Source organism: Dermacoccus nishinomiyaensis, from assembly GCF_900447535.1.
Taxonomy (GTDB): Bacteria; Actinomycetota; Actinomycetes; order Actinomycetales; family Dermatophilaceae; genus Dermacoccus; species Dermacoccus nishinomiyaensis.
Map to the genome: position 1 here is coordinate 250693 of NZ_UFXX01000001.1, position 18630 is coordinate 269322.

Annotated in this window: 11 protein-coding genes; 7 read left to right on the forward strand and 4 right to left on the reverse strand. The window is 70.6% G+C overall.

Annotated features, from left to right (window positions below; translation table 11 throughout):
• The first annotated feature begins 2 nt into the window (after positions 1 to 2).
• Entirely contained in the window at positions 3 to 602 is a 600-nt protein-coding gene (locus tag DYE07_RS01370) for an ANTAR domain-containing response regulator (protein ID WP_006943731.1), read from the forward strand.
• 75 nt (positions 603 to 677) lie between these two features.
• Here DYE07_RS01370 and DYE07_RS01375 read toward each other — a convergent pair whose 3' ends face one another.
• On the reverse strand, positions 678 to 1139 hold the full coding sequence (locus DYE07_RS01375; RefSeq protein ID WP_370447720.1) for a PaaI family thioesterase: 462 nt from the start codon (positions 1137 to 1139) through the stop codon (positions 678 to 680).
• Positions 1140 to 1185: 46 nt separating this feature from the next.
• Between DYE07_RS01375 and polA the strand changes: the two genes are divergently transcribed.
• Entirely contained in the window at positions 1186 to 3855 is a 2670-nt protein-coding gene (polA, locus tag DYE07_RS01380; protein ID WP_172462925.1) for a DNA polymerase I, read from the forward strand.
• A gap of 123 nt (positions 3856 to 3978) precedes the next feature.
• Here polA and DYE07_RS01385 read toward each other — a convergent pair whose 3' ends face one another.
• Entirely contained in the window at positions 3979 to 5067 is a 1089-nt protein-coding gene (locus DYE07_RS01385) for a nucleotidyltransferase family protein (protein WP_062258188.1), read from the reverse strand.
• Positions 5064 to 7049 (reverse strand): acyltransferase family protein, encoded by a 1986-nt coding sequence (locus DYE07_RS01390; protein WP_172462926.1) that lies wholly within the window; start codon positions 7047 to 7049, stop codon positions 5064 to 5066. The genes DYE07_RS01385 and DYE07_RS01390 overlap by 4 nt, the downstream gene beginning before the upstream one ends.
• A 94-nt stretch (positions 7050 to 7143) precedes the next feature.
• Between DYE07_RS01390 and DYE07_RS01395 the strand changes: the two genes are divergently transcribed.
• The 4 genes from DYE07_RS01395 (at position 7144) to DYE07_RS01410 (ending at position 12773) form a co-directional block, all read left to right on the forward strand.
• Entirely contained in the window at positions 7144 to 7734 is a 591-nt protein-coding gene (locus DYE07_RS01395) for a hypothetical protein (RefSeq protein WP_006943805.1), read from the forward strand.
• Between the two features lie 45 nt (positions 7735 to 7779).
• The gene (locus DYE07_RS01400; protein WP_074045265.1) at positions 7780 to 9774 is read left to right on the forward strand and encodes an acyltransferase family protein; all 1995 of its coding nucleotides are present in this window, start codon (positions 7780 to 7782) and stop codon (positions 9772 to 9774) included.
• Positions 9775 to 9807: 33 nt separating this feature from the next.
• Positions 9808 to 11766 (forward strand): acyltransferase family protein, encoded by a 1959-nt coding sequence (locus DYE07_RS01405; RefSeq protein WP_115296170.1) that lies wholly within the window; start codon positions 9808 to 9810, stop codon positions 11764 to 11766.
• Positions 11767 to 11900: 134 nt separating this feature from the next.
• The gene (locus DYE07_RS01410) at positions 11901 to 12773 is read left to right on the forward strand and encodes a class I SAM-dependent methyltransferase (RefSeq protein WP_115296171.1); all 873 of its coding nucleotides are present in this window, start codon (positions 11901 to 11903) and stop codon (positions 12771 to 12773) included.
• 128 nt (positions 12774 to 12901) lie between these two features.
• On the opposite strand, the gene DYE07_RS01415 is transcribed toward DYE07_RS01410, so the two are convergent.
• A complete protein-coding gene (locus tag DYE07_RS01415) occupies positions 12902 to 14263 on the reverse strand; it encodes a lipopolysaccharide biosynthesis protein (protein WP_115296172.1) in 1362 nt (453 codons plus the stop codon).
• A gap of 114 nt (positions 14264 to 14377) precedes the next feature.
• On the opposite strand from DYE07_RS01415, the gene DYE07_RS01420 reads away from it, so the two are divergent.
• Positions 14378 to 18628: an alpha-(1->3)-arabinofuranosyltransferase domain-containing protein gene (locus DYE07_RS01420; protein ID WP_147286876.1), complete on the forward strand. Its 4251-nt coding sequence runs from the start codon at positions 14378 to 14380 to the stop codon at positions 18626 to 18628.
• The last annotated feature ends 2 nt before the right edge of the window (positions 18629 to 18630 follow it).

Here is an 18630-nt window from a genome sequence, read left to right on the forward strand (position 1 = left end):
CCGTGAGTGAGACGAGCGACCAAGACCAGCGCCTGCGCGTCGTCGTGGCGGAGGACGAATCTCTCATCCGCCTCGACCTCGTCGAGATGCTCGATGCGGGCGGCTACGACGTCGTCGCCGCCGTCAGCGACGGGGAAGCGGCCGTGGCTGCGATCGCCGAGCACCGACCCGACCTCGCGCTGCTCGACGTCAAGATGCCCCGCAAGGATGGCATCAGCGCCGCCGAGGAGATCGGCGCCGACGGCCTCACCCCCGTCGTCCTCCTGACGGCGTTCAGCGACCGCCACCTCGTCGAACGCGCGAGCGACGCGGGCGTCATGGCCTACGTCGTCAAACCGTTCACCTGGAACGACCTCGGCCCGGCGCTCACCGTCGCGACCCGCCGATGGCGCGAGATGCGCGCCCTGCGTGACGAACTCGCGGCGATCAACGCCAAGCTCGAGACGCGCAAACAACTCGACCGGGCGAAGGGCATCCTCACCACCAAGCTCGGCCTCGACGAACCCGCGGCGTTCCGCTGGATCCAGAAGACCGCGATGGATCGTCGCCTGTCGATGCAGCAGGTCTGCGACGGCGTCATCGCCGAGTTCGGCGACGCCTGACGCGAGAAGGGTTGTGGAGGTTCGCGCGATGGGTATCGCGAGCCTCCACAACCCTTCGTCGCCAGAGGAGGCGTCTCAGCCCTTCGGCAGATCCCGCAGCATGCACGTGATGCGGGCGGTGCAGGTGCGGTTGCCCTCATCGTCGGTGATGACGACGTCGTACGCCGCGAGGGTGCGCCCGATCGACAGCGCCGTCGCGGTCGCCGTCACGATGCCGCTCCTCGCGGAACGGTGATGCGTCGCGTTGATGTCGAGCCCGACAGCGAATCGTCCCGGCCCGGCGGCCATGTTCGCCCCGATGGAGCCGACGCTCTCGGCGATGACGACGTTCGCGCCGCCGTGCAGCAACCCGAACGGCTGCGTGTTGCCCTCGACGGGCATGGTCGCGACGACACGCTCGGGGGAGGCCTCGAGCACGCGGATGCCCATGCGCTCGTCGAGCGTGCCGCGGCTCATCTGCGCGAGTTCGTCGAGCATCTGCTCCTGCGTCATCTCGGGCGCGTGGGTTGCGGTCTCGGGCGTGGGGGAGCTCGTCATGGTCTCGCCTTTCGGGTTGTCGGTGCTGGGACATAGGCTGCCACGTGTGAAGCGCTTGTTGTTGTTGGACGGACATTCCCTCGCCTACCGGGCCTTCTTCGCGCTGCCCGCGGAGAACTTCTCGACCTCGACGGGGCAGCACACGAACGCCGTGTACGGCTTCACGTCGATGCTCATCAACCTGCTGCGCGACGAGGAACCGACGCACCTCGCCGTCGCGTTCGACGTGTCGCGTCAGACGTTCCGCAGCGAGGAGTACGCCGAGTACAAGGCGGGCCGCGCGACGACGCCGAGCGAGTTCAAGGGGCAGGTGAGCCTCGTCAAGGAGGTGCTCGACGCGATGGGCGTCACGCACCTCGAGCTCGACGGGTACGAGGCCGACGACATCCTCGCGACACTCACCACCCAGGCGACGCAGGCCGGTTTCGACGAGGTGCTCCTGTGCTCCGGCGACCGCGATGCGCTGCAGCTCGTGCGCGACAACGTCACCGTGCTGTACCCCGTCAAGGGCGTCTCGGAGCTGACGCGCATGACGCCCGCCGCCGTCGAGGAGAAGTACGGCGTGCCGCCCGAGCGCTACAGCGACCTCGCCGCGCTCGTCGGCGAGAAGAGCGACAACCTGCCCGGCGTGCCCGGTGTCGGCCCCAAGACGGCCGCGAAGTGGATCGGGCAGTACGGCGACCTCGAGGGCCTCGTCGCCAACGTCGACCAGATCAAGGGCAAGGCCGGCGAGAACGTGCGCGCCCACCTCGATGGCGTGCTGCGCAACCGACGCCTCAACCAGCTGCTCGTCGACGTGCCGCTGCCCGTGACGCCGGACGACCTCGCGCGCCACGACTGGAACCGTGACGAGGTGCACCGCGTCTTCGACGGTCTCGAGTTCAAGGTGCTGCGCGACCGCCTGTTCGCGACGCTCGGCACGGCGCAGCCCGAGGCTGAGGGCGACGTCAGCGTCGACGGCGTCGTGCTCGGCGACGGCGAGGTCGAGACGTGGCTCGCCGGTATCACCGGGCGCGCCGGGCTGTTCGTCGACGGCACGTGGGCGAAGGGCGCGGGTGACGCGAGCGGCCTGGCGATCGCCGACGAGAGCGGCCGCGCCGCGTACGTCGACCTGACGACCCTCGCACCCGAGGACGAGCAGGCGCTCGCCGAGTGGCTCGCCGACGTGACGAAGGCGAAGGCCCTGCATGACGCGAAGGGCCCGATGCACGCCCTCGCCGCGCGCGGTCTCACCCTCGCCGGGCTGACGAACGACACCGCCATCGCGGCCTACCTCGTGCGACCCGACCAGCGCTCGTACGGGTTCGAGGATCTGCTGCTGCGCTACTGTCACATCGAACTGCCCGAGACCAGCAAGCAGGCAGCCGGTCAGGGGATGCTCGACCTCGGTGACGTCGGCGCCACGCAGGGCGACGACGCCATGGCGCCCGCCGCGGCCGTCGCGACCCTGGCCGCCGCGCTCGACGAGGCGGTCGCCGACGTCGGTGGCATCGAGCTCATGGCCGAGCTCGAGCTGCCGATCGTCGAGGTGCTCGCGACGATGGAGCAGGCAGGCATCGCCGTCGACCTCGACGCGCTGCACGAACTCGAAGCCGACTACGACGCGCAGGTCGTCGCCGCGCAGCAGGACGCGTGGGACGCGATCGGTGGCGAGCAGGTCAACCTCGGCTCGCCGAAGCAGTTGCAGGTCGTGCTGTTCGAGACCCTGGGCCTGCCGAAGACCAAGAAGACGAAGACGGGGTACACGACGGACGCCGAGGCGATCGCCGACCTGTCGGAGAAGGCGCCGCACCCGTTCCTCGACGCTCTGCTTCGTCACCGTGACGCCTCGAAGCTGCGCTCGACGGTGCAGGGCCTCATCAAGTCGATCGGTGACGACGGCCGCATCCACACCACCTACCAGCAGACGATTGCGGCGACCGGGCGTCTCAGCTCGACCGACCCGAACCTGCAGAACATCCCGATCCGCACCGAATCGGGTCGACGCATCCGTCGTGTCTTCGTGGTCGGCGAGGGCTACGACTGCCTCATGTCCGCCGACTACAGCCAGATCGAGATGCGAGTCATGGCGCACCTGTCCGGCGACGAGGGCCTCATCCAGGCCTTCAACGACGGCGAGGACCTGCACCGGTTCGTCGGCTCACGCGTGTTCGGCGTCGAGCCGAGCGAGGTGACCTCCGAGATGCGCGCGAAGGTCAAGGCGATGTCGTACGGCCTCGCGTACGGGCTGTCGGCGTTCGGCCTGAGCAAGCAGCTGCGCATCTCCACGGCCGAGGCGCAGCGCCTCATGGACGGCTACTTCGAACGCTTCGGTGGGGTGCGCGACTACCTGCGTCAGATCGTCGACGACGCGCGCGCGACCGGCTACACCGAGACGATGATGGGTCGGCGCCGCTACCTGCCCGACCTGACGAGCGACAACCGTCAGCGCCGCGACATGGCCGAGCGGATGGCGCTCAACGCGCCGATCCAGGGCTCGGCGGCCGACATCATGAAGAAGGCCATGCTCGGCGTCGACGAGGCGTTGCGCGCGGCGAACCTGCGCTCGCGGGTGCTCCTGCAGGTGCACGACGAACTCATCGTCGAGGTCGGCGCGGGCGAACGCGACGAAGTCGAACGCATCGTGCGCGAGCAGATGGGTGCGGCCGCCGACCTCGCGGTGCCGCTCGACGTCAACGTCGGCACCGGACGCAGCTGGCAGGACGCCGAGCACTGACGGCCGCCGCCCGTGAGGGTCGACAGCCGGCACGTCGGGTCGGCCGGTGAGAAGAAAACGTTCGCAGCTGCCTCTCGGCCGAGCAGCCGACCTAGAGTGGAAGATTCCGGTTGGGGATCTTTTTCACTCATCTCGGAGGTGCTCATCACCGCTTCGGGCCCGGGGGCCCACGGTTTCGGCCGGGGACCCTTCGAGCCGTTGATGGGGCTCTTGGCCCAGTCGCTCACCGACGTCGAGTGTCACACGGCGGGCGCGCACACCCGGTGTGACGACGGCGTCGTCCCCGATGACGCAGTCGTCCAGCACGGCGCCCGCCCCCACGACCGCGCCGGGCCCGATGATGCAGCCGTTCACGATGGCGTCGGCGGCGACGCGTGATCCGCCCAGCAGCAGGCTGCCGCGGATAGCACCCGCGTCAGGGGTGCCAGCAACCGCCCCCGCCCGCAGGTCGACGGCGTCGAGGTCACGCTCACGCGCCCAGGCGAGGTTCGCCGCCAGCAGGGCGGCGGGCGTGCCGATGTCGTGGAACGGTGCGTCGTCGCGGTGGACGAACACCCCGCCTCGCTCGCTCGCCTCAGGAAACACCTCGCGTTCGAGGGAGACGACCGCGTCGACGGGCACGAGATCGACCAGGGCGGGGGAGACGACGTACGTGCCCGCGTTGACGACGCCCGCAGGCGCGCCTGGCGGCTTCTCCTCGAACGCCGTGACGCGCCCGGCCTCGTCGAGGTGTAGCAACCCGTACGCCGACGCGTGGGGCACGGCGCGTCCGTGGATCGTGGCGAGCACCGGGGGTGCGTCGCCGGCGCGAACGGCACACTCCCGGTGCGCCCGGTGCGCGGCGACCTGCGCGCCGAGGTCATGCTCGGTGATGAGGTCGCCGTTGAGGACGAGCACGTCGTCGTCGGACGCGAGATCGAGCAACCCGCACGCGTGACGCAGCGCGCCACCGGTGCCGAGCGGATGCTCCTCACGGCTGTAGCGCAACCGGACGCCGTACGCGTCGCCGTCACCCAGCGCCGGACGAAAGGCGTCCGCGTGGTACGAGGTCGCGAGCACGACGGATTCGACGCCCGCCGCCGCGAGACGATGAAGTTGGTGCGCGATGACGGGTTCGTCACCGATCGGCAACAGGTGCTTCGGCGTGCGGCGCGTGAACGGCAGCAGCCGGGTGCCGTACCCACCGGCCAGGACGACGGCGTGCAGGCTCATCGGCCGCTGGTGCTCGACGCACTCGACGAGCTGGTGCTGGACGCGCCCGACCCGTCACCGTGCTGCTGGATCTGCGGGGCGAGCCAGTTCCAGAAGATCGGGCCGGACTCGCTGGTGAAGTGCAGCCCATCGGCGTAGAGGTTCACGCCGTTGATGCGGCCGTGATACTGCCCGCCGGGGCAGAGGAAGCCGAACTGGTCGATGAGGGTGACTCCGTTGGAACTCGCCCAGCCCTTCGCCACGTCGTTGAGATGCTCGACCTTCGCGGTGTCGTTGGTCGCGACGACCGTCGGGTCGGTTCCTATCGTCGGCACGCGGTGGCACGACAGGTCGACGAGGTAGGGGTGGGTGATGTTCTGCTGCTTCGCCTTCTGCGCGACGCCGTCGAGGCTGGAGCGCACGAACGCGTCGTGCTCGGCGCTGCCGGCGCGAAGCATCCGTCCGTCGACCGCGTAGTCGTTGAGCAGGTTCTGCGGCAGGAAATACAGCATCGTGTCGCGCCCGGCGAGGCCGTAGTACCAGTCGTCATGGAACTGGTCGCACTTCGACAGCGACGGCACCGGCTGGCCGCCACTGCTCTCCTGCCCGGCGAACGTCGTGCATCCAAAGCTCGCTGATTCCGTCAGCTGCAGGTCGGGAAAGCGTGTCTGCGGGAAGTTGGCGAACAGGCTGTGCGGGATCGAGTTGCCGACGAGGATCGCCTTGACGTCCTCACCGGGCGTGTATGTCTTCATCGCGTACGTCAGTTCGCCGCCACCCGAACCGGCTTCCAGATCGGAACCGCCACCCGAGACGTGCGGTAGCGCCAACGCCCCACCGGCGACGACGAGTGCCGCCGCGGCGGCCGCGATCGGGGCGAGCCGACGAGGTGCAGGCGAGCGCGGCCACAGGGCGCGCACCCCGCCACGGCGCACGGGCTGCTCCACGAAGCGGTAGGTCGCCGTCGCGAGCACGAGGGCGGCGACGGCCTGGACGACGCCCGCCCACGCCGCGTCGAGGCCGAGACGCTCGGGCGCAAGGTAGACGTGCAGCGGCCAGTGCCACAGGTACAGCGCGTAGCTGATGAGCCCGAGCCGGCGCAGCCACTCGAACGACAGCACGTGCTGGAAGCTGTTCGGGTGCGGCGAGGCTGCCGCGAGGATCGGCACGAGCGCGACGACGCAGAACGCGACGAGCCCGCCACGGAACAGCCCGGACGACGACTCGTCGAACGTCAGCATCGCGATGACCAGCGCGAAGAGCGCCGGCCACGCGAGACGTTCGAGCCACAGCAGCCACGGCGCGGGGCGCGCATGACCCCACTGCGACGGCCCGATCCAGGCACCCGCGGCGGCGCCGATGAGCAGTTCGAACGCGCGGGTGTCGGTGCCGTAGTAGACGCGCGTCGGGTCGACGCCGGGCACGTACAGGTGCGCCATCCACAGCGCCGACGCAGCAGCGAGCGCGAGCAACCAGAACGCGAGGTGGCGGCGGCGCGTGAGGAACCGCGTGAGCGCGAGCAGCAGGAGCGGGAACAGCAGGTAGTACTGCTCCTCGATGGCGAGCGACCATGCGTGACGCAGGGGAGAGGGCGTGCCGTTCGAGGCGAAGTAGGCCTCGTCACCGGAGATGAAGTGCCAGTTCGCGACGTACGCGAGGGTCGAGAGCACGTCGAGCGAGACGGCGTAACGACGCGACGGCAACGTCCAGAACGTCGCCATGACGAGCACCGCGAGAAGGACGACGACGAGCGTCGGCATGAGCCGTCGGGCGCGTGCCAGCCAGAACCCGCGCAGGTCGATGCCGCCGCGTTGGACGTACTCGCGCACGAGCAGCGTCGTGATGAGGTAGCCGGACAGGACGAAGAACAGGTCGACGCCGAGCCACCCGCCGCGCGCCGCGTTCGGCCACAGGTGGAACACGAGGACACCGAGCACCGCGAGCGCCCGCAGGCCGTCGAGGGCCGGGCGGTATGTCAGGGGGGTGTGGGGGCGGCGAGCCACGGTCGATCCTCTTCCACGAGTCATTCGTTCGAAGCCCTGAGTGTATTTGTGACATACACCTCATTGCAGGTGAATCCACCGCTAGCATGCGGTCATGCTGAACACGAACGATGAGGCGGGCCCCACGGGTCTCGCGACCGGCACGAAGATCGCTGCCATCATCTCCGCGCTGCTCCTGGCCGTCGCGGTCTACTTCTTCGTCTCCCCGACGAACTTCCGGGGCAAGGACGGCAGCCTGTTCGGCTGCGGTTCGCCGATGTCCCCCAACACCTCCGGCCTCGCGAAGGGGCAGTGCAACATCATCGAGGGGCAATCGCTGCACCGCGCGCTGCTGTTCCTCGCGCTCGCGCTCACCACCGCCGCGCTCGGCTACCTCCTGTTCGGCACGCACGGCTCCGGGCGCGCCGCACGCGGACGCGAGCGCTACGACCGTTATGACGAGCACGACGACGATGACGACGAGCGTCCGGTGCGTCCCGCGCGGCGCGAGCGTCGTGACGCCGAGGAGCGTCCCGCACGTCGTGCACGCCTCGGTGACGAGGACCGCGACGCAGAGCGCCACGAGCGCGGCGTGCGCATCGGGAAGGTCGAGCGGGCCGCAGGCGACGACGGCGAGGACGACGACGTGCACGAGCGCCGCACCGCGCGCGGGCGCAAGCGCCTGTCGGACCAAGAGCGCGACTGACGCTGCCCGTACCGGCCCCGCGAAACGAGGCCAGGAGAAACGACGATGGCCTCAAAACTGTTCGCCTACCGCCCCGGGCTCGACGGCATCCGCGGCTACGGCATGGTCGTGTTCATGCTGTGGCACGTCGGTGTACTGACGTTCCTGCCCGGCGCGTGGATCCTCATGAACGTCTTCTTCATCCTCTCGGCGTTCCTCATCACGCGCCTGCTGCTCGCCGAGCAGCGTGAGTTCGGGTGGATCAGCGTGCGTGAGTTCTACCGACGGCGCGTGCGTCGCCTCGCGCCGGCGCTGCTGGTCATGGTCGGCGCCGTCACCCTCGACGGGTGGGCGTTCGCGCCAGCCGCGGAGCGCACGTACCTGCGCGGCGACATCCTCGCGACCCTGACGTACGTCATGAACTGGCGCCTCGTGCTGCGCGACGATCAGTACTTCGAGGAGTTCACCCACCCGAGCATCACGCGCCATGCGTGGAGCCTGTCGGTGGAGGAGCAGTTCTACCTCGTCGTGCCGCTGCTCATCATCGCGGCGCTGACGTACGCGCACCGCCGCAGCGCGCGCACCGCGGGGTTCGTCGTCCTCGCGCTCGCGTCGGCGGCGTGGGCGTCGACGATCGATCTCGACTCACCGGGCGGGCAGGCACACGCCTATTACGGCACCGACGTGCGCATGCAGGCCCTCGCCCTCGGTGTCGCGGCGGGCGTGTGGACGGGGCATCGTGGACGTGGTGGTGGGCTGCTGCGGGCACGGGATCGTCGCGATCCGCTCGATGCGGGAGACCGCCGGCTCGAGATCCTCGGCTGGGTCGGCCTCGTCGCGACGCTCGCAGGCATCGCGCTCATCGAGCCGCTGAGTGACTGGATGTTCACCCGCGGCGGGATGCTCCTCACGAGCCTCGCCGGCCTCGCGTGGATCATCGGGTGCGCCCAACGCGTGCCCACGCCCCTCGTGCGGCTGCACGCCAACCGTCTCGCGGTGCACACCGGCAAGATCTCCTACGGGCTGTACCTCTACCACTGGCCCATCTACCTGTGGCTCGTGCGCGCCTTCGGTCACGGGCACGTCATCCCGCTCGCGGTGGCGACGCTCGTGCTCTCGTACGCCGCCGCCGACGCGAGCTACCGCTGGCTCGAGAAGCCCGTCATCAAGCGCGGGGTGCGGGCCTTCGGTGGGCGGCGCGCGGGCGGCGCGGGCGCCGTCGGTCTCGTCGGGGTCCTCGTCGCGGCGCTGGCCATCCCCGCCGGGGCGAGCACGGCGGCCCACGAGGTGTCTGCGCCGCAGTACCCGCAGTACGTCGCGCACATCCCGACGCTCGTCGAAGGCCAGGCGACGTACACGCCGCCCGCCCGACCACTCGCCGTCACGCTGTACGGCGACTCGGTGCCGTACTTCCTCGCCCAGCGCATGCCGAAGGACAACTTCTCGAACCTCGTCGTGACGAACGCCGGCGCCCCCGGCTGCGACCTGCTCGACGCGCCCGTGCAGTGGACGGCGACGCGTCAGCAACCCAACGACACGCCGTGTCGCGAAGCGAAGGCGGAGTTCGGGCCCACGGTGCGTTCTTCCGACTCCCGGCTGGCCGTGCTCATGCCGACGCTCTACCTCGCACTGCGACACGACGTCGACGGCAAGGTGCTGTGGCTCGACGACGAGGCCTACCGCGACCTCATCACCCGCACGCTGACGAAGACCCTCACCACCGCGCGCACCTCGGGCGCGGCGAAGTTCGCCGTCACGACCGTGCCGTGCCGCACCATCGACGAACTGCAGGTGCCGCCCGAGTACCGCGGCGACTTCGACAAGTTCCCCCAACTCGTCGCCGAGGCTGGGCACCCGAAACGGGTCAACGCGATCATCACGGCGTGGGCGAAGGAACACCACGTGCCCGTCCTCGACCTCGCGGGCGCGGTGTGCGGTTCGTCGTACCAGCCAACTCGCCACGGCATCACGCTCTACGACGACGGCATCCACTTCTCGCCCGAGGCGACCCCGATGATCTGGGGTTGGCTCGCGCCGCAGATCGTGGCGGCCGCCCGATGAACGAGGCAGCCCGATGAACATGGTGGCCAGACGATGAGCACATCCGCACGCTCGCGCGGGAGCCGTGTCGAGCGTCCCCGCACCGATCGTTACGCGGCCATGGACGGCTACCGCGGCCTGTTCGTCCTGCTCGTCATCGCGTATCACTTCGGCGCGACGGGCCTCGTCGGCGGCTGGGTGGGCATCAACCACTTCTTCGTGTTCTCCGGGTTCCTCATCGCGCGCATCCTCATCAAGGAACGTCAGCGCACCGGTCGCATCGACGTGCGACGCTTCTACGTGCGTCGCGCGCGGCGCGTGCTGCCGGCGATGTTCGTCCTCGTCGCAGCAGTGCTGACGCACACCGCCTTCTTCGAGCAACCCGCCCAGCAGAAGCAGTTCGGCGGCGACGCACTCGCCACCCTGGGCTTCTACCTCAACTGGAGGTTGATCGGCCGGAGCGACAGCTACTTCGACCAGATCGGTAACCCGTCGCCGCTGCGTCACGCCTGGACGCTGTCCGTCGAGGAGCAGTTCTACGTCGTCATCCCGTTCCTCATCCTCGCGATCTGCGCACTCACGCGCTCGCGCCGCCTGCGCTTCACCCTCGTCATGGCGCTCGCCTGCCTCAGTGCGTGGTGGACGGCGCACCTCGGGCTCGCCTCGTTCGAGGATCAGGCGCGCCTTTACTACGGCACCGACACCCGCGTGCAGGCGCTGCTCGTCGGTGTCGCGTTCGGGTTCGCCTTCGGCGTCGGCGCCGACGGACGGGGGCCGCGCCTGCCATCGCGCGAGGTGACACAGATTCTCGGCATCCTCGGCACGATCGTGTCGATCAGCGCGGTATTCCTGCTCGACGCGCAGACCGAGTGGGTCTACGCGAAGGGCGGCGTGCTGCTGTTCGCGCTCGGCGCCTCGCTCATGGGCTGGTCGAGCATCGACCCGCGCGGCCTCGCCATCAACCGCGTCTTCGGCTGGCGGCCGCTGGCCTTCGTCGGACAGATCTCCTACGGCCTCTACCTCTACCACTGGCCGGTGCGCCTGTGGCTGCGCCCCGACGTGCCGCAGCCCGCGCTCGGGTTCCTCCAGTTCGTCGTGACGTTCGCGCTCGCGGTCGTGAGCTTCCGCTCCCTCGAGGCGCCGATCCTGCAGGACGGGTTGCGTGGCATGTGGCCGCACCTGCGACGCAGCCGTCGCCGGGCCCTCGCCATCGGCGCGTCGGGGGTGCTCGCGGTGGCGAGCGCCGCCCAGGCCCGCACGAGCGCACCCGGCGTGCCGACGGACGTGCCGCCGCTCGTCGCGGGGACGCCCGCGTACCGCACGGGCGCGCACCAGGACGCCGGCATCGTGGGCGACAGCGTGGGTTCCTCACTCGCGCAGGGTTTTTCGCCGTCGGTCTACACCGACCTGTCGATGAGCGACGCGACGATGATCGGCTGCGACCTCGTGCCCGCGCCGATCAGCCACGACGGCCAGGACGTCGCCGAGTCCACGCGCTGCGCGAGCTGGCGCGCGGGCGTCGAGAAGCAGTTGCGCGACGCGCACGCGCGCACCCTCGTCATCGTCGGTGACGCCCACTTCCTCACGACGCACCGCCTTGACGGCGTGCTCGCCGCGCCGCAGACGCCGCAGGGCGCGGAGTCGATCGAGCTGGCCCTCGACTCGTGGGCGCAGCGAGCCCGCGCCGCAGGCGTCGAGCGCACGGTCGTCGTCAATCTCCCGTGCCGACGCATCGACCCGGTGCGACTCGATCCGTCGTTGCGCTTCTTCGCCGAGCAGGGCTCGAACGACGCCGCCGTCGACTGGGCGAACGGCGTCATCGCGGCGTGGGTGAAGCATCACCCCGATGCGGCGCTCGCCGACCTGCACGCCCAGACGTGCAGCGCCGGGTACCGCTCCGTCATCAACGGGGTGAGCCTCTACGAGGACACGCTGCACTTCACCCTGCGCGGCGCCGCGATGATCTGGACGTGGCTCGCGCCGCAGGTGCAACGCGCGGGCGCCGCACGGTGAGGTTCGCCTCGGGCGGGGCGGCGCGGGAGTTGGCGAACACCGCATGCGAAAGTGCGCCCGACGTGTGACCATGGTCACCAGTTACCGCGCGGTACGCGCGCACACCTCTCGACCCTCACGACGGACGGAACGCCATGGACACCTCGACCTTCTTCCGCGACCTGCCGGCCCTGTTCGCCGGTGAGCCCGCGACGTCGGACCCGATCGACCCGCGTTGGTCGGCCCTGTGCGACGAGGTCGCGGGGTACACCGCGCCCAACGAGCTCGCCGTCCTCAACCATGCCGCCGCGACGATGCCCGCCGACGAGGCCTACCTCGAGGTCGGCACGTTCAAGGGCCGCTCGATCTGCGCCGCCGTGCAGGGCAACGGGGACAAGACGTTCGTCGCGATGGAGAACTTCATGGAGTTCGGCATGGCGGGCGAACTCGCGCGACGCGAACTCATGACGAACCTCGAGACCCACGCCGGGGACGCCGACGTCACGCTGCTCGAAGGTGACTGCTTCAAGCTCATGGTGCGCCCCGACGCGCTCGATCGCCCCGTCGGGGTCTACTTCTACGACGGTGAGCACACGCTGCTGTCGCACTACCTCGCGCTCGCCGCCGTCGAGCCGCTGCTCGCCGACGAGGCGCTCGTCCTCATCGACGACGCGTCGTGGCCGGTCGTGCAGAAGGCGCACAGGCTGTTCCTCAAGCAGCACCCGGGCTGGGAGATCGTCGAGCAGTGGGACGCCGCGCACGCCGACGACCCACGCTGGGCGAACGGCCTGCACGCGCTGACCTTCCGTCGCCGCCCCGGCACCGCGAAGCGCCTCAGCCGTCAGGACGAGATGCTGCGCCGCTACCAGACGACGGTGCAGGACCGCCTCAACGCGGCGATGTGGAAGGCCGTCGGCGTCGTGCCCGGGCCGATCACCGCCGTCGCGAAGGTGCTGCTCGGCCGCTCGCGTCAGATCGGTGACGACGGTGTGAAGAGCGACGGCCAGAAGAGCACTGACCAGCACTGAGCCCTGTTGGGCCGCGCCGAGCGAAACCGGCCCCCCGATGGGGGCGGTAGGACTAGGCCGACCAGCCTGAGCGGATGGGTCCGGTTCGAGCGGTGCGAGCCGACCTTGAGGTCGAAGGACGTCGGGGGTCAGCTCGTGTGATCGAGCACGAGCAGGTCCTCGGCGTCCTCGACGTGGGTGACGCGCGTGCTGCGCGAGCGCCACGCGCCGGCCACGACGACGACGCCCGCGCAGGCCGCGGCGAGCGTCACGATCTGCCAGACGCTGTCGTGCCACCAGAGCCACCCGGCGACGAGTTCCACGGCGACCATGACCCACGTCAGCATGCCGAGGCGCGTGTCGTCGCCCGCCATCTGCGAGAACAGCCACAACTGCGCGAGCGCCCAGACGGTGCCGAGTGCGAGGCACGCGATGACGAGGGAGCCGTTGCCGTCGAACGCGTGGCCACCGACGGAGGCGACCACGGCGTCAGCGTCGAGCAGCGACCCGACGACGCAGCCGACCACGCCGAGCGCGAGGACGAAACCGGCAGCCCGCCACAACGCGCGGGCGCCGTTCGCCGCGCCTGCAGTGTCACCGGACGCGACGCCACCCGAATCAGCGCCACCCGAATCGGCGGGAGATGCGGAGGCGCTCGAGGCGGCGAGGCGCGGCACGATGAGCAGCGCGAGGAACTGCGTGCCCCAGCACATGGCGCGCGCGAACGTCGAGGCGAGGCCGTAGGCGCCGGACGTCTCGGGGGCGAGGAAGTGACGCACGAGGACGACGTCGACGTTCGTCAGCGCCGTGAACGCGGCGAGCGTCGAGTTGGAGCGCCACATCTCGCGCGCCAACCCGTCGCTGCCCGCGCCGACGCCGACGAGCGCATCACGGCTCGCCCACCAACCGAACGCGGCGGCGCACCACGCGGCGAGCGCCATGACGACGAAGACCTCCGTGACGTTCGCGCCCGCCGCCGCGCACCCGAGCGCGCCGGCGACGCGGGTCGCCGCCGTCACGACGTAGAGCGCGGCGAGGCGGGCGATGGCGCCGCTGCCGAGCAGGACGCCCTGGTAGGCGCCCGTCAGCGTCATCGGCAGGAGCATGAACGCCATCGCGATCGTCGGCGCGAGGCCGCCGAGGTGGAACAGCGCGTCGACGCCGGGGGAGGCGAGCATCGTGACGACGCTCAGCGCGACGCCGACCCGCGCGGCGAGCCCCAGCCCGCTCGAGCGCAGCGACGGGTGCGCCCAACGTCGCGCGATGACGACCTGCAGCGCGCCTGCGGGGATGACGAGGACGATGCCGAGGGTGATGAGCGCCGAGTACGCGCCGAATCCGGCCGGCCCGAGCGCGCGCGTGAGGATGAGGACGAAGACGTAGCTGAGCAGGTTGCCGAGACCCATCGCGACGGCCAGCACGACGCCGCCGCGCCCTGACGGTGCCTCCGACGTGGCCTGCGTCGAGTCGGGAGCCGGAGCCGGGCGCGCGTCGGCGGATGTGGCGTTCACCTGCAGGACCCTTCTTCCGAACGCCCGTGTGACGTGGGCTACCTGCTGGTTATATTAGGTGCTTCACGGTCGACCGTCCGTGAACCCCCTCGGCCCAGGCCCGGAAGGACGCTCGTGCGACGACCCATCCTGCGCCGCGGACGCCTCGATGCCTACGCCGTGGCCTGTGCCGTCGCCGCCGTGGTGCTCGCGGCCGTCGTCTTCCTCAACGATCTCGGCCACTTCAACACCGACATCAAGCCCGAGGTGTACCTCGCGCCGTGGGAGATGGTCGGCCGGTACCTGTCGTCGTGGACGGCGTCGCCGTACCTGGGGTCGGCGAACTTCAACGTCGGGCTCGTGCCCGTCCTGCTCGTGCTGTCCGCGCTGCGCGGCATCGGGCTGTCGCCGGAGTGGACGTTCAAGGTCTTCCACCTCGCACTGTGGCTCGTCGCGGCCTGGGTTGCCGCGCGCCTGACGCGCACCGTCGCGCCGCGTTCGACACGCTGGCTCGGGCTCGCTGCAGCCGTGTTCTATCTCGCCAATCCGTACGCGATCGCCGCGGGCAACACGCTCGCCATCGCCCTGCCGATGGCGTTCCTGCCATGGCTGCTGCTGTGCTACCTGCGCGCCCTGCAGCGGCCGTCGTCCTGGGCGTGGCCGGCGCTGTTCGGGCTCGCGTTCTTCGCGATGAGCGGCATGAACGTCGCCGTCGTGCCGCTGTTCCAGCTGTTCGGCATCATCCCGATCGCCGCCGTCGCGCGCTGGCACCTGCACCGCACCTGGCGCGAGGTCGCCGCCGTCACCGCGAAGTGCGCGCTGTTCGTCATCGCCGTGTCGCTGTACTGGCTCGTGCCGGCGATGTCGGCCGTCGCCACCGGCAGCCAGATCGTCGACACGTCAGAAACTCTCGACGGCATCCACAAGGTCTCCTCGTTCACCGAGGTGCTGCGCGGGCTCGGGCTGTGGCCACTGTACGGCCACGGCGACGCCGGACCGTGGGTGCCGCAGAACGCCGCCTACATCACGAGCCCCTGGGTCATCGCCCTGACGGCCCTGTGGCCCGCGCTGGCGCTCGTGTCGCTGCGCTGGGCCCGCACCGGGGTGCGGCGCGCCGCGGCGCTGACGGCGGCGATCGCGGCCGTCGTCATGGTCGGGCTGTTCCCGGGTGAGAACGATGCGGAGAGTCCCGCGGGTTGGCTCATCCAGGCCGTGCTGGCGTTCCCGCCGCTCGCCGCCTTCCGCACGACCAACAAGATCGGTGCGCTGCTCGCGCTGTCGTTCGCCGTCGCCCTCGCGTTCGGCGCCGTCCATCTCACGCGTCTCGTGCGCCGCCGTTCCGGTCTCGCGCCGATCGCCGCGGCGCTCGCGAGCATCGTCGTCGCCGCCTGGATGCTGCCGGCCCTGGCGAACGGGCTCTACATCTCGCGCATGGACATCCCGTCGTACTGGGACGACGCCGCCCGCGCCGCCGATGACGGCGCCCCGCACTCCTCGACGCTCGTCCTGCCGGGCCAGACGCGCCCGACGTACCGCTGGACGGTGCAGCGCCCCGACGACCTGACGAACTCCCTGCTGAAGCGCGACGCCGTCATCCCCGAGACGACACCGAACGCGAGCGCCCCCGGCGGCAACTTCCTCGCGGCCCTCGACGACACCGTCCAGTCCGGTACGGCGTCGGGCGACATGGTGTCGACGTTCGCGCGCTACCTCGGCTCCGACAACGTCCTCGTGCGCCACGACACCGTCTGGGAGAACGACGGGGGAGCGCGCCCGGCCGTCGTCCAAGCCCTCATCGGCACCGACACCGGCCTGTTCGGTTCCGGCAACTTCGGCAAGCCCGGGCAGAACGTCCTGTCGCCGGTCGCCTCGCCCGCCGGGTACGACGAGGCGAGCCTGCGCCCCGTGCAGCTGTACACCGTGCGTGACCCGCGAACGGCCGTGCGGGCGCAGAGCATGGCGAACTCCCTCGTCGTCGCGGGTGACGGCTGGTCGTTCCCCGAGATGGTGAACGCCGGGCTGCTGCGCACGTCACCGAGCGTGCAGTACGCGCAGGATCTCGACGCCGCAGCCCTGACGCGCGCGCTGCAGGCCAAGGGGCGCCTGGTCATCACCGACACGAACGCGCGACGCTCCGCCATCGCGCAGCGCCTCACCGCGGGCAACGGCGCGCTGCTCGCCGCGGGCGACCCTCTCGGCACGACGCGCACGCTCGGCGATTCGCCCGACGATCAGACGGTGCTGCTGCGCTCCGGGACGCTCGTCACCGCGACCACCTCCGGCGGCACGTTCTTCGACCTGCCGTACGCGGTGCCCGAGAACGCGTTCGACGGCAACCCCGACACGAGCTGGCGCTTCGGCGACTTCCGCCGCGCCGTCGGTCAGCGCCTCGACCTCACCCTGCCCGCGAGCCAGACGCTCGGTGACGTCACGATCGCCCAACCCGACCTCGGCCCCGTCAAGATCGACAAGGCGACGATGACGGCGGGTGGCCGCTCCGTCACGGTGCGCGTCCCCGATTCGGGCAAGGCCACCTTCCACATGGGCGGCGTGAGCGCGGACCGCGTCAGCGTCCACATCGACAGCATCCGCGGCGACGGCTTCAACCTCGTCGGCATCTCCGAACTGGGCCTGCCGGGGCCAAAGGCGACGCGTGCCGCGCGCACCCCGACGACGCTGACACGCCTCTACACAGGCCTCGACGACGCGGGCCGCTCGGCGTTCTCGTCCGCGCCCCTCGACGTCCTGCTGCGCCGCGTCGAGAACACGCCCGCGGCCGCCGACGACAGCGAGATCGCGCTGCGCCGCGTCGTCTCCCTGCCGCAGGGCCGCACCTTCAACGGGGATGCCCGCGTGCGGATCGACGGCGACGACCTGGAGAAGATCTACGACGAGGTCGCCGGGTACAGCGACGCGGTGCGTGCGACGTCGTCGGGCGTGTGGTTCGACAAACGCCAGTACCGTGCCTCGGCCGCGGCCGACGGCAAGAGCGACACGGGCTGGGTGCCCGGGGGAGCCTCGCCCAAGGGCGCCTGGTGGCAGCTGACGACGGCGCCGCGCGACATCACCAGCGTCGACCTCACGCAGAAACCGACGCTCGGCGACGCGAAGCGCACGCAGTGGGCGACGAAGGTGTCGGTGCTCGTCGACGGCAAGAAGGTCGCGAGCTCGTCGGTGAACAAGAACGGCGACACGCACATCGCGCTGCCCGACGGCACCCGCGGCTCGCGCGTGCGGGTCGTCATCGACGCCTCCGAGGGCCCGGAGCTCGCGACGCCCGCCGAGTTCACCCGCATCGACACGGGCGCGTCGATGAAGGCCTCCGACCTCGGCCCGTTCGACTCACCCGGCAAGAACCGCTGCCTCGACGTCGCGACGATCGACGGGCGCGCCGTGCCGATGCGCCTCGACGACGACACGATCACCCGCTCCTCGCAGGAGGGCACGCGCTGGGTCTCGTGCACGCCAGTGACGCTCGACGCCGGCGATCGCCGTATCGAGCAGGCCCCAGGGTTCGTCCTCGACTCCCTCGACCTGCGCGACAACCGCAAGCAGGCGACGAGCGTGCCCGCGGCGCCCGCGTTCCGCGTCACCGACGACACGCCGACGCACAAGACGATCCGTCTCGAATCGAGCGCGACGCCGAGCGCCGTCGTCATCGGCCAGAGCTACGACGCACGCTGGAGCGCGACGCTCAACGGCAAGGCGCTTCCCGCCCCGACGACGATCGACGGCTACAGCACCGGCTGGATCCTGCCCGCCGGCGCGCAGGGCACCGTCGAGATGCGGTTCGCGCCGCAGCGCTGGGCGAACGTGGCGCTGATCGTCACGCTGCTGACGCTCGCGGCGATCGCCGCCATCGTCATCGTCGCCGCCCGACGCGGCGGCCTGCGCGCGCCTGTGCCGCACCGCAGCGAGACGTACACGCGCAGCATGCGCCGCGCCGACGCACTCGCACGGCGCAGCGACGCTCAGTACCTGCGCCTCGACGTGGCATGCGTCGTCGCCGCGACGTTCGGCGTCGGCGCCGCGGGCCTCGTCGCCTCGCTCGTCGCGGTCGCGGCGCTGCGCCTGACGCGGGTGCGCTCGCGTCATCTCGTCGTCGCGGGGGCGCTGCTCGTGCTCGCAGGCGTCGGGGCGTTCCTCCTGCTCGACCCGAGCCTCGGGCAGGTGAGCGCCGACGCCATCGCCGCGAACATGTGGCCGCACCGCATCGCGGGCGCCGGCTTCGTCATCGCGCTCATCGGGTTGTTGCGTCAGCACGACGCGCCACGAACCGCACGCCGCAGCGGCGGCAGCCACCGCGCGGGGCCGCACACCGAGGCGGCCACGGACCCAGCCACGAAGACAGCCACGACCGACCGGGCGATCGCAGAACGAGGATGATG